This window comes from Clostridium sp. Marseille-P299 (assembly GCF_900078195.1).
In the GTDB taxonomy this organism is placed as follows: domain Bacteria; phylum Bacillota; class Clostridia; order Lachnospirales; family Lachnospiraceae; genus Lachnoclostridium.
This window is the reverse complement of the sequence record NZ_FJVE01000007.1, coordinates 1,259,227-1,283,421: the sequence shown is the minus strand read 5'-3', so window position 1 is coordinate 1,283,421 and position 24,195 is coordinate 1,259,227. Positions and strand designations below refer to the sequence as shown.

Below are 24,195 nucleotides of genomic sequence, written 5' to 3'. Positions count from 1 at the left end.
TATCCTTATAGAAGAAGGTCTGCCCCCTATAAATTTCATTTAATTCCCTGCACTCTCATACTTTTTGCATCCAAAACAAAAATACTTATATGCGATTAAAAAGGCTAATATTGCAATAACAATTTCTGCTCCTATGGTTGCATATACCGAACTTGCTTTTAAAAAGTAGCTCGCTGGTATAAATGCTGTAAACCCAAATGGTATAATGTAATTTAAAATGACTCTAGCAGGTTTCGCATAAATTTCTAGAGGATACTTCACAAAATCAGAGGTATTATACGCTAGATACAATAAACTATATGCATCTTTCATAAAAAAAGCATTGGTTGCAAAAAATAGCTTAATTGAAGTAAAAATAACTGCTCCTACAACTACTGATATAATAAATAATAAAATATTAATTATTGAAAACTGTAGGCTCAAATTCTTTGCGGAGTATATGACAAGCAATATCCCCACTAATATTTCACCGATACCATCTGGCTGACACCGTTCAATTATGATTTGATACACTGGATTAATTGGTCGTAATAAATAGCGGTCAAAACTTCCATCACGCACTGTCTTTCTTGTAAAAACCCATAAATAATCTGCGATAAAATGATCGATTCCACGTGGGATTTGAGCATAACCGTAAATAAAAATCATTTGGTCAAAGCTCCATCCCCGCAAATTCGGGATTTTTTCAAATACTAAATAAATGAACACAATTCCTAAAATCTGATTTAAGAAGAATGAAAAGAATCCCATTATAAAATCAAGTTTTGACTGCATTTGTGCTTTCATATATTGTTTTAAAAATATAATATATAATTTAAGATATCGCTTCATTTTCCCCTCTCTAACCTCCAAGAATTGTTAGCCTTTTAATCGCATGCTTCCATAACAATTTATTTATGAAATAAAATAAGATTAACCAAATAAGCTGTAAGACAATTGCTTCTATTAATGCACTCCCTGTTATTTTACCCAGATAAATCATCGTTGGAGTGTAGTTCATTGTTGCAAATGGTAGAAACGTAAAAATACGTTCTAGCATTGGTGAAAAAAATGTTAACGGAATGATACTGCCAGAAAAAAATCTCGTTACCACCGTTTTTGCCATATCTAATCCAAAATAATACGTTGTATGAAATGCTACCACCGCAAAGCAACTTCCAAATAAAAAATTATTAAGGAAGCTAACGAAAAGACTAATGATATAAAGAATACTGTTTGAGACCGTTGGTGCATCAATCCACCCTGTAGCACAAAAGATAATTGCAAATGGTAATACTAGTGTTAAAAAATTAAGAAGCAATCTTCCAATCCCTATCGCAAGTATCGTCAATTGATAATTGATTGGTTTTATTAAATTTGCAGCGATACTTCCATCCATTACATCATAAGCAATGGAATTGCTCGACTCACTATTTACAATGACTGAAGTGAAGAAACTAATTATAATATAGGTAATCATCTCATAAAATGAAAACCCTCCTAAGACCGTATCGGTGCTTGAGGAATAGATTGCTTTCCATAAATAATATGTAACGATAATCGTAAAAAACCTACTTAGTATTGTTATAAAGAATGATAACCGATAAGCTAAATTTATTTTTATTGAATTCTCTATAAATGGAATGTAAACCTTTAATTTCGTTAAATATTTCATAGTACCCCCATTACGCCTATTTTAAACTAGCGCATTATCACATACTTCGATGTATAGAGCTATTTTTTTCATATATTTTCTTAATAATACTAGCTAAATCTACATCCGCTGTTGTCAGATCTGAGATATTTGTAAACTTCATGATATATGCCATAATGTCAGTTACGGATATATCATTTTTATAAAATATAACTTCAATTTTATTTCCGTTGATATCTAACTTCATACGTTCTTTTCCCAGCTTAAAATTGGATAATAAATCTGTTGCCGATATCATTTCAGGGGAATCGACTTTTAAAGTTAACTTAGTGGCGGCCTCATACGCCTCTTTTAAATCCTCTTGGGTCCCATCATAAATCTTTCTTCCATCGTCAATGATAATAATATGCTGGCAAAGTGTTTCAATATCCTGCATATCATGAGTTGTTAATAAAACTGTCGTTTTATATTCTTTATTCATTTCTAAAATAGCTCTTCTAATTTTATCTTTAACAACAACATCCAAACCAATTGTTGGTTCATCAAGGTATAACACCTTGGGATTATGTATTAATGCTGCTCCAAGATCAGCACGCATACGCTGACCAAGTGACAAAGTCCTAACCGTATTGTTTTCAAACTCTTTGATTCCTAGCACATCATTAATAAAACTCATACGCATTTTAAAATCAGCGTCATTTACTTGATAGATTTCTTTTAAAACAGAAAAGGTTTCGGTAAGCGGTAAATCCCACCACAATTGTGTTCGCTGACCAAATACTGCACCTATGTGCTTTGCATTTTCCGTTCTATTTTTATAAGGTTCGATTCCACCTACTAGACATTTACCAGAGGTTGGTACCAAAATACCAGTCATCATCTTTATCGTGGTTGATTTTCCTGCCCCGTTACTTCCAATATAACCAACAATTTCACCCTCGTTGATATGAAAGCTTACATCTTGAACCGCCTTTTTTATAACAGTTTCTGTCGTGAATAATGATTTCACGGCACCTCTTAATCCAGGATATTTCTTTGAGGATTTAAATTCTTTGCATAAATTTTGAACGTCAATCATTATATTTTCGCTTCCCATGCTTGTACCCTATGCTTCCTCTCTTATGATTTTTGTATATACAAGAGTTCTGTTTCTATTTCGTAACTTTGTGCCTAAGTAATTGCTTGTACGTCACGATTTTTACTTCTCCTATAAGCTTTAGAGAATCTTAAATATTTTGTATTTACATACTTCTGGTTAAATATGGATAAATATGTCTTTTTATCATATCTTAATTTTACATTTTTGTCCATATCAATTTAGGATATTACCTATTTCAACTCCTTTATGCTTGTGCGGTATCTTAAGGCAATACAACTTTCATAATAACAATCGTTAAAATCATATTTAATAAAACCCAGAGGAATTTGTTACAGAAGTTTGTTATCCTGTAAAGAAAAAATAGACGTATAATCAGAATAAAGAGGCTATTGCATAATAGGTTTGTTTAAAACTCTATTTTGCAATAGCCTCTTATTTTATACATTATCAATTATTGATGACCATATTGTATCTTTTTTAATTCATCTACAGTAACGTTATGAGTCTCTTTTATTTCTCCACCATAAATATTCGTATCATCTAACATAGATTCTTTTGATACTCCATTTGGTGTTTCATATTGAAAGGAGACATACTTGCCCTTCTCTTTATCATAAACACTACTATAATCGGTAATGAACTGATCCATTAACACTTTTCCACCATACATTGTAATATCTGTGCCAATTCCACTACCTAATAAATGCGTATTAATGATTCCACCAGTGATAAAAAACTTAGTAAATATCATACGATTACTTACATTTACTTGACCATTTGTAATCGTGAAATTTTGATTGCTTAAATCAGTCACTTCTTCCAGACAACCAATTGTATCCGCGTTTAGAGTTCCACCATGTACAATCACATTTGTATAATTTGAACCAGCAAGTACGCTATTTTCACTATTACCATTACAAATACCATTATACAACGTAAACACGCCACGATTTCCAAGGTAAATACCAAAACTATTCTGTTCTGCTTTTATAGAAATCGTACCTCCATATTGATTAATACGGCCATTACTAGTATAAATACTATTGGAATTTTCCTTACTTTCTAACATAAGACTATCTTCTATCGAAGATGCTGTAAAGGATAGTTCTGCATTTTGGCCTACATAAAACGCGATGGAATCATTCCCTGTTTTAATCATGTTTTTATTTTTCAAATGAACAAGCACTTTTGCCCTTGGACTTATGACAAAGAAATCTTTATCACTTTGCTTTGTATAATCAACGTTAAGATTATTAAATTCTATACGATGATTTCCACTATGTACAATAATCTGATGATTTGAAGTTGTTCCTGTGACTTCGATCGTTGTATTTTTATCCATAATATCATAAATTTTATTTTTGTATATGCATAAATTACTATATAGATCTATATCACTAACACTTAAATCAAAGTTCATATTTTTTGGCAACTCGGTATATTTGTTATAATCCGCTTTGCTTATTTTCGTTTTACTACCAGAAACAAACTCTACGTCTAAAAAGGTATTCGTTTTTACAGTTGGTAACCATAAACTTAAAATGCCTTCGGACTCCATGTCTTTTATTCCATATGTCGTTTCGTTTACTAATATTCTTTTAATCTTACCTGATTTGCTTTGATATATTTTATGACGAAGGCTTTCACCAGAGGCATTCTTTGGCTCTGAAGAACATGAATCAAAAAAGGTCATACCTCCAGTAATTATTATGTTATCTGCTGCAACATCATAACTATCATTAAGACTTGGATAGTAATTGCTATCATACAATACCTTGCCACGATCAGAAATTGCAGTTATCGTTCCACCACTAATTTTAACTGTGGTATTTTTAGCACTTATTGTATTTCCAATCCCAGCACTATATGCATTACCAATCGCAGTCACATTACCACCACTAATAATAATATCATTGCCCGCATCCAAAGCATAACCTCCGATTCCGGCACTTCCTGAGGTTGCATAAACAGTACCCCCGGTGATTGTTATTTTACCCTTCGTTTTCGTACTTGAGTATCCAATCCCTGCCGAGGCATTTTTACCACCAATTGCAGTAACATCACCACCGCTAATCGTTATTGAACCAGCTTTCTTATCACTATTTTCCCACAATGATTTTGATGAAATTCCAAAACCAATGCCGTTTCCATACAAACCGCCTATGGCTTTTATTGTTCCGCCTTTAATATTGATGCTGCCGCTTCCACCAATACCTGCTCCTTCAATACCACCGGTAGCTGTTAAGGTGCCTGTACTTGAACTAGCTATCGTTAATTTACCACCACTTAATACATTGATAGCATGGTTATTATTATTTTTTAATTTATTATCACCTTTTAAAATAATATTAGCGTTTGCACCATCTTCTATTTTTAGCGGATATATATTATCTTCTGAAGTCGTTATCTCAACACTCTGAAAAGTAATATTTGCCGTTACGCCTTTTTTCACTAAAATCGTGTATTTATTTGTGACTCCACTAATAACATAATTTCCAGATTTACTTATCACGATATTGCCTTTGCTGACATCCTTTGAAATACTTGTCGCAGCGTTTGCAATGTTCATTGGCATTAACACGCATAATAAAAGCATAACAACAAAATAAGAAATTATTTTTAAACCTTTTTTAAGTTTCATGACAATCCCTTCCTCTTTCTCTTAACTCTTTACCTTTTCTTTTTGTTCTTTACTTTTCTTTTGTTCTGTACATGTCTTTTGCACTTTACACTTCTTTTGTTCTTTACCTTTCTTTTGTTCTTCAACTATTACTTGTTTCTCTTTTTATAAAAAAAAGATATCAGAACTTTCTTTCAGTCTAGTTTTTTCACTTGTCAATTTTATGGCATTTTTTAACACAATTTATTAAGAATTTTAGTCAGAAATGAAGTTTTTAAAACTTTATAATAAAAGGGATATCGAAAACCAACATTCGATATCCCTTCTTGTATTAACTTATTTTATAAATCTTCCTATTTCTCTCCATCTAATAGCTTTAACATATCCATAGGATTCTCTTTCGCCTTGACTTTTGTTGCGGCATTTATAATAATTCCTTCTTCATCAATCAGATAAGTAGTACGTACAACCCCCATGGTCTTCTTTCCATACATGTTTTTCTCTTTCCAAACATCATATGCTTGAATTGCTTCTAGCTCTGGGTCTGAAAGTAAAATAAATGGTAAATTATATTTATCAGCAAATTTTCTGTGAGATTCCACAGAGTCCTTACTAATTCCGATGACAACTGCTCCTTGCTCCATAAAATCAGGATAATGCTCTGCAAAACCACAAGCCTGCGCTGTACAGCCTGGTGTATTATCCTTCGGATAAAAATATAATACTACCTTTTTCCCTCTATAATCTACTAATGATATATCGCTACCTTCTTGATTTTTTAATGTAAAATCCGGTGCTTTCATTCCAACTTCTAACATATGTGCTCCTTTCTATGATTGTAGAATTCGTATAAGTAGTTCCTTGAATCACAATCCTCACTATATTTTTTTATATAAATATCATTTTTTCATAACCATTATATTAACTACATACTACATTAATATACTTATAGTTTAGCACAAATTGCTTAGATATTCTAGTCATGGTGTTATTTGTTTTGTTGTAAAATAAATGTAACAGTTAAGTAAATTGACAAAATTGCCGACCTTTTAGGGCGGCAATCTTTATTTTAATCTATGACCTTAACCTAATTTTACCTAGTAAGGAAGTTTTATTTAAAACTATTCTATCTGAGACAACATCTGAGTTTCGATAAACCGATAATAACAATCCTGCTACCGCGTATGAATAAACGATATTACTCCCCCCACTTGATAGGAAAGGAAGTACTTGTTGACTTACCACATCATTGATTTGAAAGAATCCTAAATTTGATATAAAATAAAACATTGTTTGCACAAGGAAAGATAACGCACAAAACATTCCAACCATATAGCCTAAAACACTTCTTTGCTTTCTTGCAATCCCAAAAGCTTTATACAATAAAAATAATACTAATCCAACCGTAATTAATCCCATAATCAGACCAAACATATTAAAAATAAATACCAGAATATAATCGCTACCAATCCAAGAATTGTTCTTTAAAAGTTCTGTATTGCTACCAATGATTTTTGTATTAGTCATTGCTTGTCTTGCAAAATTTGATCTATAAAAAATATTATTATTGCTTAATGTTAGAAAAATTTCTTGCCAGCGTATTTTTTGATATTCATTTATTAAAGGCATTCCCGATACATAACATGCAACGAAGAATACAAGAGGTATTCCAATCATTCCAGTCCATACAATTAAATATCCAAGTCTTTTTTTAATACCAAACCAACGCTTTCCTACTGCAATATTCATAATAATAAATAAAATAATGCAATAATGAACCATTGCTGAAAAGCTACTTCCTTTCATTGCGAGCAATATAGGCATTCCGCCAATAATCCCAGATATAATTAATCCTTTAATTTTCATATTACGTAAACGAAACAATACACCTGCAAATAAGGGGATAAATAAATACAGCAAAGTAAATATCCCGCCCACTTTACCAAAATAACGATGTCCATATAACACTCTATAAATACCAAATAGATAAAAAATACTCCAAATCAGAAATGGATATTTTCCAATAATGGTATAGTCAAAAAAATAAATCAGAACCATAATTATAATTCCTATAATAGTAAATCCTAGTTGGTCAATAAAATAATTCGGATTGTTTAACCCTACACATATACGCCCTACAAAATACTGTAGGATAAGACTAAAAACACTAAAAATTATAACCATCATAAGTAGCTTTTTTTCGAGCTTCGGACGATGGATACGATTTAACTCTGTTCCCACTTCAATTGGGTCACCCATATCAAGTACTGCCATTTTCTCAGCTTCTTCATAACTAACTCCATCCTCTTGATATGCCTTTATCTGCTCTTCAATATGATCTTTTAGTTCATCTTCAATCAGTAATTTTGCCTTTTTATTACGTATCTGTTCTTTCACCGTTGTAATGTAGTCAGACCATGCCATAGCAATTACCTCCTAGTACACTACTCACAGCATCTGAATATTCTTTCCACTCCTCTTTCTTTTGCTTTAAGTATTTCTTACCTTCTTTTGAAATCTGATAATACTTACGTACCTTACCGTTCACCTCTTCTTCATAGGAAGATAAGAGATTCTTCTCTTCTAAAGAATGAAGCAAGGGGTATAGGGTTCCAGCTTTTAGTTCAAATACATTATTGGAACGCTTTCGTAAGATATCAATCATCTCGTATCCGTACATATTCTTTTCTTCCAATAACCTAAGAAGTAACATAGTAGTACTTCCGGAAAGTAAACTTTTTTCAATCATTATAAACACCTCCATTGCATAATCGATGCTACGTACAAAGCATAATTAATTTATTGATTAATTCCCCTTAGATATTATCCTCGTGAAAAATTTCTAATATGATTTAATATTTAATTATATATAGATTATCTATACATCATATTATATCGACTATCTATATATGTCAAGAAATTTTTGGAAATTATTCTCATTATTACATACACTTTAACATTTGTATCCTTTTTGCTTTCCTATTGAATTCTACAGATATTTAAATATATTTAAATATCAAAATACAAAACAATAAAAAATAACAGCATGAAACATTTTAATACTGCTCCATACTGCTTAATTTTACACTCTTATCTTTAATTTTTGTTTGATCACCACGATTTATCTCATCGAAACTAAACCATCCTCATTGTTGTAGTTGAATTCCTTAAGATAATAATTAAAGAAATCCAGATAGTTTTGATTGAGTATTTGCATGCATTTCTCTACATCAAGAAACATATTTTGCCCAAACATTAGACAAAGAGGTGGCATTGAAAATGCAAGATCGGTAAGTGTCATGTGTCCAGCATTTTTAACATATAAATCATAAGTTGTACTTTTGTTATCATTCAGTATCTGATAGTTTTTTTCATATTGTGTAGAATTTTTAAGGTTATTCCAAGATGAGTCTGTATACACGTTTAACAATGGAATTGGGTACTCCGTATTATCCCATATAAAATTTCCATCTTTAATTCCTTTTACATCAAACATAAATGGCGCCTCAAGCGCAATGATTGCTTTAACATCACTTCGTATACGCCCGATTCCAAGCGCTGCTGATCCGCCAAGAGAATGCCCCATGACACCAATCTTAGTGGTATCTGTTAGCATATATACGCCATTGGTGCTATTGTCATTAGAATTAGCATAAGAAATAATTGTATCAAGAACAAAGTTTATATCCCCCATACGTATTTCCATCCATTCGCTGAAAAATTGATAAAGCTCCTCCCGCTTATTAGCATCAGAATCACTTGCCATAATTACCTGTTTTCTATATACCGAGCTCATTCTAACTTCCTTGCCATCAGTATTCTTAGTACTTAGGCATTGATAAGTGTGATCAATTGCACACACAACATAACCATTGCTCGCCAGCTCTCGGTACAGCGTTTCATTACTTTCTTTTATGCCAAAGGCTCCATGAGAAAAAAGAATAAGTGGACATGTGTGATTCTCACCAGTATAATTTTCAGGGTACCAAAACTTAACATTAAGCCATCGATTAGAACCATTCTCCTCATATGTCTCAATACGGTTATTATCCATATATGTACTAGATACGGAAGCTACATTAAACTTCCCTGAGGTTTTTGGATATTCCCAAGATGGATGAAACCATGTATATATTACTATTACAAGTAAAATAACAGAACTAATTACAAAAGCAGCTTTCGCTTTTTTCTTAACTTTAAAGATGCTATATATAAGGAATAATAATATTAGAATTATAATAATTATAGCAAATAAATTTTTCATGCATCACTCCTTTATTTATGAATATGATTATTTCTTTAATACAAGACGATATCTAAACTTTGGGTTATTATAAACTGAAATCTAATATGCTAAATGTAATAACTAAATGTATTATTTTAGATGTGTTATTCTAAATGTATAATTTGTATTACTCTTCTATATTAATACTATTGGATATTTATGTAAATATATAAATAAGAAAGAATAATTTATCCATAAAGTACACATAAATTAAAATCTTATAGTTAAAAATGAGAATTTAAATAATATTTCGCACTTTATTCATTGAAAGTTGAAAAAGGAGACCACCAGATAGTGATCTCCTTTTATTTATATTATTGTTTTTGCTTTGAATTATTTAACAGTAATTTCAGTCTTTACAGTAACATCACCGTATTTTGCTGTTACTACTGCGCTGCCAGCCTTCACTGCTTTAATCTTACCATCAACTAACTCTAATACCCCATTATTTTGAACAGAAACCTCAACCTTATCTGTTGGGTAACCTAAACCTTTTACACTATAATCAATCGTTTCATTTGTTTTCAATGTAGTTTTTGCTATATTGAAACGAACGCTTGGTTCTTTTACAACGATTGTACGTTTCATTGTCTTTACTTTTCCTGAAGCAAAGGTTACTTTAGTAACAATTACAGCTTTTCCATTTGATTTTGCTGTAATTACTCCATCTTTTGATACCGTAGCTACTGCTGTATTGGATGAAAAATAATCTACTTTTGCAACAGTCATTGCTTTTGAGGATGGTTTTGCATTTAAAGAATTAACAATCTCTACTGTTTCTGGAAGATGTAATTTTAATTCTCTAGTAGCACCAATTTCACCATCTAAATATAATACACTATAATCCATGCTTGACCAAACTTGTGCAGGTATACTTCGAATTACTGAATTGCTTGGAGCATTTTCAAGGATTACATATTCACCTTCTGTTGCTAGTGTTAAGTCTACCTTACCATTCGCAGAAACCTTATATCCATATCCACCTGGGATGCTTAAAAGTTTACCAGTCTTACTGTCAACACGGAATACATAAACACGTTCTCCGCTCTTTAATTCTTTATTAGAGCTTACATCAACAGAAACGGATATTTTACCTTTTTCTCCACCAGTTACTACTGCAATGATAGCTGTAGAATTATTTTTATCCTTCTTTAAAATAGATTGTACTGTTTCATTCTTATCAACAGAAACTATTTCAACCTTTTCTGGTTGTGGTGTAGGAGAAACTGTAGATTCATTATCTGAATCGGATCCTGTACTTGGTGTACTTGTTGGTCTTGGTGTACTTGTTGGTTCTGGTGTAGTTGATGGTTCTGTAGGTTCTCCATTTTGTACAAAGTTAACTTCTGGATATACAGATTTTGCATCATCACTAGTTACATCAAGTCTACCACCAGATGTTTGTGGTGCAGATTCATTAAGTTCTAATAAACCATGCATGTTAATTGTACCATCTTCATTTCTCGTTGGTTTAACTGTAACGTCAGTGCTTACAAACCAATCTTCTACTGCCATTTCACCAAGGCTATTATAAGATGCTGTTCCATTATAAATATAGTTTGTTGGGCTTGATAATGAGAATGGAATTAAATCTGCTGTACTTGTTGTAGTACTATAAGAAATTAAACCATCTACTTTCCATTCCATTAAATTGGATGGTTTCTTATTTAATCCAACATTGTAGCCAATTCCTTCCGCAATGTTATTATTAAAAGATGTAGAATTTATAATAACATTATCAGGGCAGCTATTACTTGTGATACCTTTTGCAGCATTATTAAATGAAATAGAATTAATTAAAGTGTGACCGCCTTTTAAGTCATTTCCACCTAATTTAAATCCGTTACCTTCACCATAGCTATATCCAGGTGCACTTGTATCTTCTGTTGTTAACCAACCATTGTCATATGCAACACAGTTAATGATTGTTACTTTACCAATGTTTCCTGAAATTGCTTTCGCAAATAAATCCCAACCATCATCAATATTGTTATGTCCGATACATCCGTAGAATACGTTTCCTTCACCACTTGTTAATTTAGCAGCGAAACCATCGGCGTCATTTCTACCTGGATCACAGTTGTCAAAAGATTCTACGTTCTTAACTAAGTTGTAAGATGGCCATAATAAATATTTTAAACCATTCTCACGTTCAGCACCACCATCACGGCTAATCTGAACACCTGTATTTTGTGAACCTTCTACGGTACACATTTCAATTGTATTGTAATTACCACTGATTTGAATACCTACTGCAGATGGGTAATGCACATAGATACCATAAATATGCCAGTAGCTACCTACTAATCGAATTCCTTGTCCTTCAAAAATTACTTTTCCTGGAGTTTCGGCAACCATAGTAATAGGATTTTCTTTTGTACCAGATACACTACGTGCAATTGTTACTCCATTACCTGTATATGTACCATTTAATAAGTAAATATACTGTCCTGGTTGAGCATATTTTACTGCTGTATTAATATCAAGTGGACTTTCTTTTGTTCCTAAATTTTCAGAACTTCCATTTGGAGATACGTAAATTACTTCTCCTTCTTCAAAATATCTCTTAACTTCAACAGTTGTTTTAGATGAAATTACATCGTAATTTGTATAAGTCTTAGATTTATCTGGTGTAAGTGTAGTTTTAATTTCATTTTTTCCAACTGAAACAGGAATCATGATTTTAACTACTTCATTTTCTTCTACATATTTATTGTATGCTTCGCTACCATCTGCTCCAAGAATGATTAAATCACCAGCAGCTGATGTTTCTACGATATATTCATATTCTTTTGCACCTGTAGTACCTGTTGAATATACTCTTAATGAAGGTTTAATTGTTTCATCCTTATCTGCACCACTGCCAACACCTTGGCTTTCGGATGTAGTGAACTTAACATCTGATATCTCACAAGTTACTTTTCTAGATACCATTAAACCTACACAGATAGAACCGTCTTCTTGTACAGAAAGAACGGATAAATCATCATATTTGATCTCTTCTCCATTTAAAAGTGCATAAAATCCATCATCTGTTTTTCTTAATGTGAATGTATATGTAGTTCCAAGGTCAAAGTTTCCTGTTGTCTCCTTGAATCTTACTTCATGAGTTGTTCTTGTTACATCTTCATTACTTGAAGTATCAAAGGAATTATACCCTGTAATCACGCGAAGGCCTAACATTTTACCTTTTGCACTATATAACTGATTTGATATAGAGTTGAAATATTTGTGACCGTAGTCAGGACTTCCATAATAGTTAATACCTAACATGTCAGTTGCAATTAGACCAAAACCAGTTTGGTTGTCTGGAGTTAAACTAGTATCTGTAATTTTATAAGTTGCAGTAAGTTCAAAGTTTGTTGTGTTAGGGTCAATCATTGTATAATAATATGAAAAACCTTCTTCACCATCTGAAATCTTACCACTTGTAGATCCATTCATTACAATTGTCATGTCTGTATTCGTTACATCAGTTGCATCAACTACATTTTTCTTTTCAGCAGCAGTATCCTTTGAAGATAATTCCACTGTCTCTAATACAGTATCGCCATCTTTGATTTCCGCATTTGTTTCTTGTGCAGAACCAATCGTTGCAAAATGCCATTGATACTCTTTTGATACTTCATAAGTATTCTCATAAACTGCTACAAAATTGTCTGCTTCTCTTATTGCAGAAACCTTAATATCATAGGAACCTGATTCATGATTTCCTGCAATTGTTGCATGTCCATCTGTTGTTTCTTCTACAGCTACTGTATAATCAGCATCTGTAGTTTTCTTATATTCTACTTTATACTTATTAGCATCAGGAATGTTCATCCAATCAACATAGATTGATCCATCTTCATTTCCTTGTACTAATTCGATTACTGGTTTACGAACTGCTAGTACGTAACCTGGATAATTAAAACTTTCACTCTTCTTGTCTGGGTAACCTGCTCTTTGCGCTGTTGCATAGAATGTATAGTCACCATTACTTAATGGAGTCATAACAACTTCGTCATTTTGGAAAGTTAAATCAACTGTTGTTACTTCAAGTCCATTACAAAGCATTGTGATCTTAAGATTTTCAGCACCTTTTGCACTATCAATTACAGCTGTAAAATCTACCACAAAGTTTCCTTCATCATTTACAGTAACGTCATTGATTACTGGTGTAGCTACTTCATCCCAAGGAGTTACTGGTTGCACATCTTTAAAAATTGCTTTCCAAAATTGCGCTGTAGACTCTGCTTGATAGAAATAATATGTCACTCCTGCTGTAACAGGAATCTCAACGATTTCATATGCACTTGCACCTGTATTATTTGGAATATCTTTACTAGAACCATCGTTTCCAACAGCCCAAAATGTTTTATCTTTGTTTATTTTAGTATATACAGCAAATGTACCATCTTTGCTTGCAGTATATTCTAAATAGCATCCTCCATTTGGAATGCTTCCTTTTGCATTTGAACCATCTGTTTGAGCCTTTTTACTACCAGCTTTTGCATTAGGTCCTGCTACAGGAAATCCATCCGCAAAACTTAAAGCGTCTGAAGCATCGTTTTGTGACCAGCCTTCTCCACGGATAATTAATCCATTATCATCCTGACCACCATTGTTGATTAAATCTTGTGCTGACCATTCTGTTTTTTGAGCTTTTTCAAATATTACTTGCCAAACTTGAGCTGTTCCAGCCCCAAGATAAGCATAATAGGTCACACCTGCTTTTACATCAACAGTCACTATATCATATGTACTTACTTTTGTTTCGTTTTTTAATACTTCTACTGTACCATCGCTACCAACGATATAAAAAGTTTTACCACTACCAGTTTTTTCATAAAATGATAACTTTCCATCTTCTGTAGCTTCATAGGAAATATAGCAACCTGAATCTGGAATAGTTTTATCTGCATTTATTCCATCAGTTTTTGCTTTATCACTACCTGCCTTAGCATTTGGTCCTTTTACTGGATAATTATCCGTAAAAAATAGATCATCCTTAGCTTCATTTACAGTCCAACCTGAACCATGAAGTGTTAATCCATTGTCTTTTTCACTTGCAGCTACAATAGCGCTAGCATCCCAAGTAGTAAGGTTTCCATTAATGATAGCACCCCCAGATGCAACCTTTACTTCCACTTCTTCCACTTCAACGCTTTGAATATCTCCTGTATTCTCAGTTGTTGTTTCTTCTGTTGCAACATCTTCTTCCGTTACAACCTCTTCTACATCTTCGTTCGTTACAACATCTTCTTCTGTTGCATCTTCATTTGTAGATTGTGTTTCATTTTCACTCTCTAGTAAATCATCTACCATAATTAATGATTCGTCGGATGCTGCCTGCACAAACCGTACATTGCTGACAGAAACTGAACTAAATAATAGAAATACAATCATTAATATGGAAATGATTCGCTTTTTTGAAATCGCTTTCATATTAGTCTCCTCCTTGTTGTCTTCTTTTGTTCATTTTCAATGTAACTACATTAAAAATTATAACATTGACGAAAATCTAATACAATAATTCTTTATCAAAAACATATTTTTTGTTAAAAATGTATATTTGTATATATTCTGAACTAATTAAAAGACTATCTATTTTGTGCATTTTGATTTTCCTTTCAATTTATCCCAGGGTATATATGTTAATACTTTGTAAGCATTTACAATTTTAGTTAGTATTGCATTTTTACAGTCATTGTTTATACTAAAAGTGTAAATCAATTTTAATGTGAGGTTATCAATGAAAGGAAAATGGAATTTAACTAAATACTTTATCATACTATCTTTATTTATTTTAACGGGATGCCAATCTAAAATGACTGATTCTAAAATAGAGCCTACTATAGTTACCGAAGAGAAGAGTTCATTACAAACACCCGAATCAAATGAATTAACTGAGCCGAGTAATGATAAAAATTCGAACAATAATTTGAATTCTAATACTGATTCAAATTCTAGTGCCAATCAGAATGAAGAAAATGAAATAAGCTCTGATATCATTACAAGCACGGACGAAAATACTACTTCTAATGTACATAATAATACTGATAATAAAAACAACACGAGTTCAAATACTACTGAAACTTCAAAGGATAGTGGAACTTCAATGAATAATACAGAATCTAAAAATAATTCAGCTTCAAAAAATAAAACTAAGACTTCCACTCTAGATTATTACGGACAATTGCATGTAAACGGAACTAATCTATGTGACGAAAATAATAATCCGATACAATTAAAAGGTCTAAGCTCTCACGGACTTGGTTGGTTTCCAGAATACATCAACATGGATGCATTTAAATCCTTTAAAAATGACTGGAATATGAATGTTCTTCGTCTAGCCATGTATACAGAAGAATATAATGGATACTGTTCAAGCAATGAAGCACAGAAAAAGAATCTAAAATCAATTGTTAATAAAGGGATTGAAATCGCACAAGATTTAGACCTTTATGTAATAGTTGACTGGCATATTTTAAGTGATGGAAATCCATTAACCCACGTAAAGGATGCGATTGAGTTTTTTGATGAAATCTCATCGAAATATAAAAATGATCCGCATATTTTATATGAAATATGTAATGAACCAAATGGTAGCACTACTTGGGCGGACATTAAATCTTATGCAAAACAAGTCATTCCTGCCATCCGTAAAAATGCTCCTGATGCCATTATAATAGTTGGTACCCCAACATGGTCACAAGATGTTGACATAGCTGCACAATCACCAATAACGGAGTATGATAATATAATGTATGCCTTACATTTTTACGCAGATACACATCGTGATAATTTGAGAAACAAAATGGTTTCGGCAATTGAAAGTGGTCTTCCTGTCTTTGTTAGCGAGTACGGTATATGCGATGCCTCGGGAAACGGATTAATTAATACAGAGGAAGCAAATAAATGGGTCGCTTTGATGGATCAACATAAGGTAAGTTACATTGCGTGGAACCTTTCGAACAAAAGTGAAAGCTCTGCAATTATAAAAAGTTCTTGTAAAAAAACATCAGGCTTTTTGGATGAAGATCTTTCTGATAGTGGAAAATGGTTAAAATCTATGCTTAGCGGAACGGATAATCTTGGTTCTAATGCAAATCAAGATAATAATTCTTCTGATAATACAACCGCAAATAAAAATACATCTTCCATTAAAGTAACGCCAACTCCTACCGATATTCCTAAAAATAATTCATCTACTTCTACAACTGAATCAGCGGATATAGATGATTTCATTAAAAAAATAACTGTTAGTGATTCTATTCAACCTTCGATCTTACTTGATACATCCTGGGAAGAATCAGGAAGCAAGTGTTATTTGTACCGAATTACGCTTAAAAATATTACCTCAATACCGATTGAGAATTGGACCCTTAAATTAGAATTTCAAAGTAATGCTGAGATTAAGGATAACTGGAATTGCACAGCAAAAATGAAACAAAACAAAATCACTATTACACCAGTGGATTATAATCAAACAATTCAAGCTAACAGCAGTATTTCCGATTTAGGCATTATCGTTAAAGTAAAGTCAAATTAATGTTATATAAATAATATAATCACATGCAGCTGTATTGTCATAAAGTGACTCACTTCCTTAGTGTATCATGGGAATCCTTAGCGGAACATCTTTCACTTTACATCTTTCACTTTACATCTTGTACTTTGCATCTTGTACTTTGACTATAACTGAAAAACGGAACAGTATACTTGATATGAAAATTATCAATTATACTGTTCCATTTCATTTTATCGTCCTAATATAACTATCATTTCTTTATAACTCACCACTTCGATACCAATCATGGCTAATATCCGTTATTTCTGCATCTGATGCGGTTTCTAAAAATGATATTATATTTTCGTATATACTATCTGCTTGTGCATTATCTGCTGCAATGTATGCAATTCCAAGCACTATTATCTTATGGTTATCCTGATGTTTGACTTCGGCAATTGAAATATTAAATTTATTCTTTGCTTTACTCATCAAACTTTTTAAAATCATTCTCTTCTCTTTTAAAGATTGCACCCACGGGGCATAAAATGTAATAATAATTGTATTTACTAACATAGCACCTTTTAACATACAAGGTTGAATTTTATTTAAGAAAAGAGTAACTACCAACTACATTTTTGATCCTTATGTGTATAATTTTTAAGTGTCGATGCGTACTGATTCTTTAGATTGCAGTAATACATATAATCTTTTTCTTTCAATGAACCTTGGCTTTTAAGCTCTTCTAGACGTTTTGAAAACTTTTGAAAATCTTCCTGAGCCGCATCTTTATAATTATTTTCTTGGTTCATTTTCAATTGCTGTAATAATGCATCCAATTCTTTCAAATATTTCGACTTAAAAAACATAGTTTCCCTTCTCTCTAATAATACTTGTAATGGTTATATTATACAATTTCACTTAGAAATTATCAAATAGTTACTAAATCTAATATGGGGATTCACAAGAATTTCTATTCATTATACCATTTCTGATTGAAAACTTTATTTAACCCCACAGTTAATGACTCTGAAATTAACGAAACAACTAAAATACTCTCGATCTTAAGGAGTATACACTTCGTAAATTAGATAAACCAAATTATCTTTAACAAATATTGATACCAATAATTTTTCATCTATTTTAGGAAACTTAGAATATTCTGTGTAATCCGTTCTACTATGTCGTAGTATTATTCTAACATCATCAGCTAACTTGTAAGTTGTTGTATCTTCAGATTCCGTGTAAATATAGTATTCATAATCCCATATACCTTCAGGTACCTTATTTAAATCAAGAAGTTCTCGTATTCGTGACTCATCCTCCTTAGACCAGGGTGTAAGCCATTCTAAACTTTGAGTTTTAATTGTATTATCTTCTTCACTATAATCTATGAGATAAACATCTCTTTCTTCATCCATTTCACCGTAAGTTTGATATAGTTTTTCAATCACATCCATTTTTATAATAGCAACTTCCTGCGTGGGAATGATTGTTGGCGAGATAATTTCTGTTGGTAATGTGGCAGTAGTTGGTGTTATCTCTTCTTTAGGAATTACTGGAATCATAGTCACTTCAGTATTTATGGTTGGTGTTATATTATGGTTTATGACCGTTTTTTCTTCCGTTTGTTTCATACTGCAGGCAGTAAGACTAACACTCTGTATAATTAAGTAAGTCAAAAATTTCATTCTCAACATTAATTTCTTTCTCACAATTAATTTTCCTCTCATAATGAAAGCCTTTTTCATAACAAAACCTTTCTCTCTAAAAACTCATGATATCCTATACTTATCTACGTTCTAGCAACAAAAACTTATTAAAAATCTACTATCATCTAAAAAGCGGTATGAAAAATAAAACTAAAGTTTCGATGAAATGTGAATTTTAAACTTTTACTTTTTTCCATTATATTACATTCCATTATTTCTTTCAATCATCTACATATCGTATAAATTTAAAAAGCAGAAACACTTCTTAAAAGTATCTCTGCTAATTATTTAAACCCATATATACGAAAAGAACTTTAAATCTAAGCTGTTTATCAATAGTAACTATCTAAATAAAACTTGCTTCCTTCGTCCGCTCTTTCTTATCTTTTTCCTTAAACACCCCAATAGCATCTTCTTTAGTTTTAACGTTCTTTGTAATTTAATCTTCTATCATATTTTCGTTTCTTATCTATATACATCTTTTCATCTGCTAATTGAATGAGTTCATCAGCCGTAAATAAAGTATCTTTCATCATTTGTATACCATATGAAATTGAAAAATGTAAGTTTTCTATACCAAGTAAACTAGGAATTTTATCTATCTCGCTTCTTATATGTTCCATAATATTAGTTGCCTCTTCCTCACTTGCATTATTAAAACACAGAACAAATTCATCTCCTCCAAACCTGGATGCCCAGTCAAGTTCGGGACGTATACATTTTCTAAAAACAGCGCTAACAGCTTTTATAAACTTATCACCAACTTCATGACCATATGTATCATTTAATCTTTTAAAATTATCTAAGTCAATAAAACATAAAGATAAAGGTTGTCGATTGATTGTAGCATGAATTATATCTACTGGTAGACGATCTTTAAGAAATCGCCTGTTATAAAGATTGGATAAACTATCCTTAATCACCATATCGTTTAAGTTATTTACGAAACTGTGAAGTGACTCTCCAGTTTTATAATCTCCAGATCCCATAAATATACTGCTAGTACCATCGCGCATCAATTCCAACGTAACTGGACTAGTTGTATTTTCTAGTGGAATAGCTGTGATCATTAAAATTTCTTTTTCAGTTCTTTCTAATTTAACAAATACCTTATTTTCCATATAAGCACGTACAGAGATACAATTATCGCAAATCACACCATTGGACCAATAGTTATAACAAATCTCGTTCGTTGATTTTATCGCGCTTCCTCTATAATCAATTACCCTTTTATGTATCGGATCAACCAACCGAACTACATCGTACATTCTATGAAAAAAATCTAACTGTTCCCCAAGTTGGTTCAGCGTGATGTGTTCCTTCATTTCTTCACCATACCTTTCCGTTAATGGCGACCTATTAAAATAAATAAGTCAAAAATGTGAGGCTATCTTCTAGGGATAACTTTATTATGATATTCCATTAACTCAAAAATATTATACATTATTTTACTAATAATACAATCATTTCCTATCTTTAGGGCTCGTTGTATTATACTTATTTCATTAAAACAGATATAACTTTTATAACTTTTTCCTGTTTTGATAAAAAAAGGATTGATAAAACTGGATTTTTATATTATATTTTGGATTGCAATCGTATTCCTTCTTTTTATGTTCAAACAAATTAAGCTCAGTCCTATTGCAATAAAATGTGCTACATAGTTATTCCACTTATTTACTATTGCTTGAATATTACACATTTATTACAATATTGTTACACGGTACATCAAAGGGGTTCCCCCTTTACAAAGCGATGACCGTGACTACAGAAAGCTACTCTGTAGTTGTAACATGAACAAAGTTAGTATGAAAAGAGGTATTTATGACAAAAGAAAAGAAGCAACTGATGAAACGAATGATTATAATGTTTGGTCTTGCATTTTTACTTGTTTGTCTTAAATCAGAAATATTTACAATGGCAGCAAGTAAGTCAAAACCAAACGTAGGAGTCAGTACTACGAAAGAGACAGCACTAAATATCCGTGCGTCAGCAAGCACATCATCTAAAGTAGTGTCCTCTTTAAAGCCAAATGCTCCAATACAGGTAATTGGAAGTTCTGGCGACTTTTATCAAGTAATCTACAATACGAGTGGAAGTGTTGGCTATGCACACAAATCTTACATTAAGATTTCATCTACAAAATATGGTACTGTAACTACCAATGGAGGAAATCTAAATTTCCGTTCCTCCGCATCCACTTCATCTAAGGTTATTGGTTCAATTCCAAATAAAACAGTTCTACCAATTATCAGCGCACAAGATGGTTGGTACAAAGTTGTATGGGGTAAAACCGTTGGTTATGTAAGTGGTTCCTATTTTAAATCTACTTCTTCTGGAAGTTCAAGTTCAGGAAACTCTAATTCGGGAAGTTTAGGTAGTTCTAGTGTAACTTCTGCTACAAGAAGTCAGATTGTAGATTATGCCAAAACATTCCTTGGTGTTTACTATCAATGGGGAGGTAATTATCCAGAAGGTAGCAGTTACGGTTTAGACTGTTCTCATTTTACCTACCAAGTATTCAAGAAATTTGGATTGATGAATTCTTATATGGTCTCTGCTGACCAAGCGAATTATGTTACAAGAATTTCACGAAGCGAGTTACAACCAGGAGATCTTGTATTTTATAAATCCAAATCTAGTGGTAAAGTTGTACACGTTGCAATCTATATTGGTAATGACCAAGTTATTGGAGCGAACGGTGGAGATTCTAGTGTAACTACAATCGATATTGCAAAGAAAAAGGATGCAAAGGTAAAAATTCAATCCCTCGATTACGATTCAAGAGAAAAATTTTATGGACGTGTTCCTGGGTTGAACTAAATTGATGAAAGAAGGATAAAACGTTGTCGATAGTCGGATTTGTTTTCAATAGGAAGAAAATTACGAATGACCAAGCAATTCAATTAATACGCTAATCAATTATAGGATTTCTACTAAAACAGCATTTGGAGACTGTATATGTTTTTAAATGCTGTTTTTATTTAATAAACTATATATTTTTTTATTTAACAAACCATATATTTCAATATTTTCTTGTAAATACTAAAAAAGAATGTGTGGCGGTATCCAAGCAAAGTTTATTGATTTATAGTCAAAGCATATATGCTTTGACTTTCTGCAAAATATAAAAGACTCAAGTCCTAAGACTTGAGTCTGATTTTATAAAGTCGATGGCGAATTGAACACCAACTATTAATACAAAATGCAAAAACTATGGATTAATAGTTCTCTTTTCTTACTTCGAAGTAGCTTTGAGAATATTTACATACTGGACATACTTCAGGTGCTTTTTTACCCATTACAAGATGTCCACAAACGCGGCATTCCCACATAGTCTCTTCACCTTTTTCGAATACTTTTTGCATTTCAACGTTATTTAATAACTTACGATATCTTTCTTCATGAGATTTTTCAATTGCAGCTACTCTACGGAAACGTTCTGCTAATTCAGTGAATCCTTCTTCTTCTGCGTCTTTTGCAAATCTATCATACATATCTGTCCATTCATAGTTTTCACCTTCAGCTGCATGTAATAGATTTTCTGCAGTACTTCCAAGATTTCCAAGTTCTTGATACCAAACTCTTGCATGTTCTTGCTCATTTCTTGCTGTCTTTAAGAAAATTTCAGATAATTGGTCATATCCTTCTTGTGCTGCAATCTTTGCAAAGTATGTATATTTATTTCTTGCCTGGCTTTCTCCAGCAAATGCTTCCATTAAGTTCTTCTCAGTTTTTGTTCCAGCATAGATATTGCCATTGGATTGCTTTTCTTCTACTTTCTCAAACATAGAAGCTGGTTGCTTACATATAGGACATGTAAAACCTTCTGGTAACTCTCCTTCATGAATATATCCACAAATTGTACAACGGTATTTTACTGCTTCACTCATTTTATTTTTTCCTCCTAATAATTCACTTTTATCTTGATAATATGTATGTAACATTTGCTCCGCTAATTCTGATAGCGGTTTTTTATAAAACTCTTTATATAATTGTTTTATTTCTTCATTTTTATGACTAGAACGAACTTGCATTGATTGATCTTTTTGGTACAATCCTTTCACACGTTCCTCTCTAGCACTTTGTTCCTCGCCAAATGCTGGCTTTGGTTGACCACCACCACCGATACAACCACCTGGACAGGTCATTACTTCGATGAAATGATATTGTTTTTCACTATTTTTTAATTTTTCAATTAATTTTGATGCATTCGCTGTTCCAAATACAACTGCTACATTAAGGTGTAAGTCTCCAATATCTACAGTTGCTTCACGAATATCTTCCATACCTCTGACTGGCTTTAGTTCAAACAAACTAGCTGGTGCTTCTTTTCCAAGAATAAATTCATAGGCAGTTCGTAATGCAGCTTCCATTACACCACCTGTGTTTCCAAAGATAACTCCTGCACCAGATGCAGCTCCCATAAGTGGATCATATTCGGATTCTGCTAGCCCAAGGAAATCGATATTTTCTTCTTTTGCCCATTTTGCTAATTCTCTTGTGGTAATGACATAATCCATATCCTTAAGATCTTCAATACCAAGATAATCAGCTGCCCCATGCATCTCTTCTCTTCGAATTTCATACTTCTTAGCTGTACAAGGGGTTACTGCCACATTGACGATTTTTTCTGGATTAAGATTCATTTTTTTAGCAAAATAAGTTTTAACCGTTGGGCCTTGCATTCCAATTGGACTTTTTGCTGTTGATATGTGGTCTAACATATCTGGGTGATACATTTCAGCGTATTTTACCCAGGATGGACAACAACTTGTAAATTGTGGCAATGGTTTTGTCCCTTTGGTTACTCTCTCAATTAATTCACTTGCTTCTTCCATAATGGTAAGGTCAGCGGAAAAATTCGTATCTAGTACATAATCTGCACCTAATTTACGAAGTAATGCTACCATCTTTCCTTGAACAAAACTTCCTTTTTCTAATCCGAATTCTTCACCTAATGCTACACGTACCGATGGAGATGTGTTAAAGATGACAATCTTTTCTGGATCATGGATGGCAGCTTTTACTTGCTGATATTCCATTTTCTCAGTTATACTAGCAACCGGACAGACATTAGCACATTGTCCACAATGGATGCAAACTGCAATATCATTGGTTTGTTCTAATGTATAAGTATTATGTACACCAATGTAATCTGTACAGACTTGCTTACATTGTCCACATTTAATGCATAGAGCTTCATTACGCTCTATTGATGGATTATCTAGTTCTATTGGAACTCGAATTTCTTTTGATAAGTGTTTACTCATAATCCCTCCTATATTCCAACATTGATTATCATTACTAATATATTATCTTTTCATAGTTTAGTCAATACATTGACTAGCTAA

Annotated in this window: 16 protein-coding genes; 2 read left to right on the top strand and 14 right to left on the bottom strand. The window is 32.3% G+C overall.

The genetic code is table 11. The features are described from left to right. Positions 1-39 precede the first annotated feature (39 nt). From BN4220_RS13545 to BN4220_RS13505, 9 genes are all read right to left on the bottom strand, one after another. The gene (locus BN4220_RS13545) at positions 40-831 is read right to left on the bottom strand and encodes an ABC transporter permease (protein ID WP_066717305.1); all 792 of its coding nucleotides are present in this window, start codon (positions 829-831) and stop codon (positions 40-42) included. A gap of 10 nt (positions 832-841) precedes the next feature. Continuing rightward, entirely contained in the window at positions 842-1,654 is an 813-nt protein-coding gene (locus BN4220_RS13540) for an ABC transporter permease (protein ID WP_066717303.1), read from the bottom strand. A 37-nt stretch (positions 1,655-1,691) separates the two neighbouring features. Then, on the bottom strand, positions 1,692-2,711 hold the full coding sequence (locus tag BN4220_RS13535) for an ABC transporter ATP-binding protein (RefSeq protein WP_066720971.1): 1,020 nt from the start codon (positions 2,709-2,711) through the stop codon (positions 1,692-1,694). 472 nt (positions 2,712-3,183) lie between these two features. Beyond that, positions 3,184-5,373: a hypothetical protein gene (locus BN4220_RS13530; RefSeq protein ID WP_066717301.1), complete on the bottom strand. Its 2,190-nt coding sequence runs from the start codon at positions 5,371-5,373 to the stop codon at positions 3,184-3,186. A gap of 332 nt (positions 5,374-5,705) precedes the next feature. Then, positions 5,706-6,170 (bottom strand): thioredoxin-dependent thiol peroxidase, encoded by a 465-nt coding sequence (gene bcp, locus BN4220_RS13525; protein ID WP_066717297.1) that lies wholly within the window; start codon positions 6,168-6,170, stop codon positions 5,706-5,708. A gap of 256 nt (positions 6,171-6,426) precedes the next feature. Further along, positions 6,427-7,776, bottom strand: a complete 1,350-nt coding sequence (locus BN4220_RS13520; protein WP_066717294.1) for a permease prefix domain 1-containing protein — start codon at positions 7,774-7,776, stop codon at positions 6,427-6,429. After that, positions 7,763-8,104 (bottom strand): PadR family transcriptional regulator, encoded by a 342-nt coding sequence (locus BN4220_RS13515; protein WP_066720969.1) that lies wholly within the window; start codon positions 8,102-8,104, stop codon positions 7,763-7,765. The genes BN4220_RS13520 and BN4220_RS13515 overlap by 14 nt, the downstream gene beginning before the upstream one ends. Before the next feature lie 369 nt (positions 8,105-8,473). Beyond that, positions 8,474-9,616 carry an alpha/beta hydrolase gene (locus tag BN4220_RS13510; protein ID WP_066717291.1) on the bottom strand — a complete coding sequence of 381 codons (1,143 nt, stop codon included), beginning with the start codon at positions 9,614-9,616 and terminating at the stop codon, positions 8,474-8,476. A 354-nt stretch (positions 9,617-9,970) separates the two neighbouring features. After that, complete coding sequence (locus BN4220_RS13505) at positions 9,971-15,064, bottom strand: right-handed parallel beta-helix repeat-containing protein (protein ID WP_066717288.1); 5,094 nt, start codon at positions 15,062-15,064, stop codon at positions 9,971-9,973. A gap of 307 nt (positions 15,065-15,371) precedes the next feature. Between BN4220_RS13505 and BN4220_RS13500 the strand changes: the two genes are divergently transcribed. After that, a complete protein-coding gene (locus BN4220_RS13500) occupies positions 15,372-17,171 on the top strand; it encodes a cellulase family glycosylhydrolase (protein WP_066717286.1) in 1,800 nt (599 codons plus the stop codon). A 237-nt stretch (positions 17,172-17,408) separates the two neighbouring features. On the opposite strand, the gene BN4220_RS13495 is transcribed toward BN4220_RS13500, so the two are convergent. The 4 genes from BN4220_RS13495 to BN4220_RS13480 form a co-directional block, all read right to left on the bottom strand. Then, on the bottom strand, positions 17,409-17,705 hold the full coding sequence (locus tag BN4220_RS13495; RefSeq protein ID WP_066717284.1) for a DUF503 domain-containing protein: 297 nt from the start codon (positions 17,703-17,705) through the stop codon (positions 17,409-17,411). A gap of 47 nt (positions 17,706-17,752) precedes the next feature. Beyond that, complete coding sequence (locus BN4220_RS13490) at positions 17,753-17,998, bottom strand: hypothetical protein (protein WP_066717282.1); 246 nt, start codon at positions 17,996-17,998, stop codon at positions 17,753-17,755. Between the two features lie 195 nt (positions 17,999-18,193). Next, on the bottom strand, positions 18,194-18,844 hold the full coding sequence (locus BN4220_RS13485) for a hypothetical protein (RefSeq protein ID WP_148401744.1): 651 nt from the start codon (positions 18,842-18,844) through the stop codon (positions 18,194-18,196). 419 nt (positions 18,845-19,263) lie between these two features. Then, on the bottom strand, positions 19,264-20,166 hold the full coding sequence (locus tag BN4220_RS13480; RefSeq protein ID WP_066717274.1) for a GGDEF domain-containing protein: 903 nt from the start codon (positions 20,164-20,166) through the stop codon (positions 19,264-19,266). Positions 20,167-20,665: 499 nt separating this feature from the next. Between BN4220_RS13480 and BN4220_RS13475 the strand changes: the two genes are divergently transcribed. Then, on the top strand, positions 20,666-21,664 hold the full coding sequence (locus BN4220_RS13475) for a C40 family peptidase (protein ID WP_066717271.1): 999 nt from the start codon (positions 20,666-20,668) through the stop codon (positions 21,662-21,664). Between the two features lie 398 nt (positions 21,665-22,062). Here BN4220_RS13475 and rbr read toward each other — a convergent pair whose 3' ends face one another. Further along, positions 22,063-24,114, bottom strand: coding sequence for a rubrerythrin (gene rbr, locus BN4220_RS13470; protein WP_066717268.1), 2,052 nt, complete (start codon positions 24,112-24,114; stop codon positions 22,063-22,065). Positions 24,115-24,195 lie beyond the last annotated feature (81 nt).

Coding starts and splice junctions, on each gene's coding strand:
- BN4220_RS13500 (WP_066717286.1), top strand. CDS start 15,372: ATGAAAGGAAAATGGAATTTAACTAAATACTTTATCATACTATCTTTA.
- BN4220_RS13530 (WP_066717301.1), bottom strand. CDS start 5,373: ATGAAACTTAAAAAAGGTTTAAAAATAATTTCTTATTTTGTTGTTATG.
- BN4220_RS13545 (WP_066717305.1), bottom strand. CDS start 831: ATGAAGCGATATCTTAAATTATATATTATATTTTTAAAACAATATATG.
- BN4220_RS13535 (WP_066720971.1), bottom strand. CDS start 2,711: ATGATTGACGTTCAAAATTTATGCAAAGAATTTAAATCCTCAAAGAAA.
- BN4220_RS13475 (WP_066717271.1), top strand. CDS start 20,666: ATGACAAAAGAAAAGAAGCAACTGATGAAACGAATGATTATAATGTTT.
- BN4220_RS13480 (WP_066717274.1), bottom strand. CDS start 20,166: ATGAAGGAACACATCACGCTGAACCAACTTGGGGAACAGTTAGATTTT.
- BN4220_RS13490 (WP_066717282.1), bottom strand. CDS start 17,998: ATGTTTTTTAAGTCGAAATATTTGAAAGAATTGGATGCATTATTACAG.
- BN4220_RS13510 (WP_066717291.1), bottom strand. CDS start 9,616: ATGAAAAATTTATTTGCTATAATTATTATAATTCTAATATTATTATTC.
- bcp (WP_066717297.1), bottom strand. CDS start 6,170: ATGTTAGAAGTTGGAATGAAAGCACCGGATTTTACATTAAAAAATCAA.
- rbr (WP_066717268.1), bottom strand. CDS start 24,114: ATGAGTAAACACTTATCAAAAGAAATTCGAGTTCCAATAGAACTAGAT.
- BN4220_RS13540 (WP_066717303.1), bottom strand. CDS start 1,654: ATGAAATATTTAACGAAATTAAAGGTTTACATTCCATTTATAGAGAAT.
- BN4220_RS13505 (WP_066717288.1), bottom strand. CDS start 15,064: ATGAAAGCGATTTCAAAAAAGCGAATCATTTCCATATTAATGATTGTA.
- BN4220_RS13495 (WP_066717284.1), bottom strand. CDS start 17,705: ATGTTAGTAAATACAATTATTATTACATTTTATGCCCCGTGGGTGCAA.
- BN4220_RS13520 (WP_066717294.1), bottom strand. CDS start 7,776: ATGGCATGGTCTGACTACATTACAACGGTGAAAGAACAGATACGTAAT.